Below are 1,296 nucleotides of genomic sequence, written 5' to 3'. Positions count from 1 at the left end.
AGGAGTAATCTAGATGTCAGACTTAAAAGCAAAATTTGAAGAAACAGTAAACTACGTACAAACAGCTGAAGGTGACTTTCAGCCATCGAACGAGCTTAAGCTAAAGATGTACGCTTTGTTCAAGCAAGCTACAGAAGGTGATGTGACAGGTAAAAAACCTGGCATGATGGACTTCGTTGGTCGCGCTAAATATCAAGCATGGGAAGACCTTAAAGGTGCGAGTGCAGATGAAGCGATGCAGCAATACATCGATGCAATTGAAGAGTTAAAAGCTTAGGTCTTTTGAGTATTTGCGTGCTTTGCATAATCTGGTAAAGTGCGCACACTTAAATAAGAAAGATAGTTCAGGCGGTCAACATGGATGCGAAGATTGTTCTAGATGAAGCTCAGCCAGGGCTTGCGGATCGTATGACAAAAGTATGTCAGAAGAACGCTTTATGTGAGCGTACATTCCATACTTACGAGCAGTGGATCGCACAGTATCTTACATTTAATGGATTATCTAACCCCTTTAGCTTGAACGAGAAAAACGTGAAAGAATTTTTGCGACACGTGACGCGTCGTCTGTCTCCTTCGCGAGCTCGTCTTAATCAAGCGCGTCAGGCGCTCGAGTTCTTCTATAGTCAGGTCTTAAAGCGCCCATTAGAAGAGTCTGCTTACGCACTTCCATCTTCCAAATAAGCTTAGCTTTTAGGCAGTCTTAGTTTTTGCTTGAATCGAATAGTGCTTTCTATATTCGCTCGGCGTTTTTGCGCATGCCCTTTTAAACGCTAAAGAGAAAGCGCTGCTTGAGCTGAATCCTACTTTTTCTGAAATTAACTCGATACTGTCATCACTGTGTGAAAGTAGATGCTTGGCTTCTGCGATACGCTGGGTTGCAACTAATGTTCGCCAAGTAGTTTTTTCGTTAAGAAGGTGGCGAGCAAGTGTGCGTGAAGAGACGCATAATGCGTTCGCAGCATCATCGCGTGTCAGAATGTATTGATGTTGTCTCAGTAATTGCCCTATCTTCTCACTCAGACTCATTTTCTCATTTGTGTTGGGGAGAGCAATTTGTGTATAGCAGAGAGACTCTAGTGTTTGACTGGCTTGCGCATTTAACAGTGGCATAGGTAGATGAAGTAGCTTTTCATCGACAGTAATTGACATTACCTTCGATTCCACATTTACATCGCAAGACAATTCCTCGACGATTTCTTTACTTAAGACTTCATCACTTAAGCTCGTGCTCAGCTTCTTGATCGGAATGTTATGACCTGATGAGCGCATGATTGTTAAGCAAGCGCCAAAATCTCT

General features: G+C 42.7%; 3 protein-coding genes. 2 read left to right on the top strand and 1 reads right to left on the bottom strand.

Annotated features, from left to right (window positions below):
• Positions 1–13: 13 nt before the first annotated feature.
• A complete protein-coding gene (locus A3739_RS12935) occupies positions 14–277 on the top strand; it encodes an acyl-CoA-binding protein (RefSeq protein WP_068474019.1) in 264 nt (87 codons plus the stop codon).
• 80 nt (positions 278–357) lie between these two features.
• Positions 358–681 carry a phage integrase N-terminal SAM-like domain-containing protein gene (locus tag A3739_RS12930; protein WP_068474017.1) on the top strand — a complete coding sequence of 108 codons (324 nt, stop codon included), beginning with the start codon at positions 358–360 and terminating at the stop codon, positions 679–681.
• A gap of 9 nt (positions 682–690) precedes the next feature.
• Here the strand turns inward: A3739_RS12930 and A3739_RS12925 are convergent.
• Positions 691–1,296: AraC family transcriptional regulator (locus A3739_RS12925; RefSeq protein WP_231877075.1), on the bottom strand; the 606-nt coding region annotated here is incomplete at its 5' end.

This window comes from Oleiphilus sp. HI0067, assembly GCF_001635735.1.
Note: the sequence above shows the minus strand (reverse complement) of the source record. Positions and strands in the feature narration are given on the sequence as shown.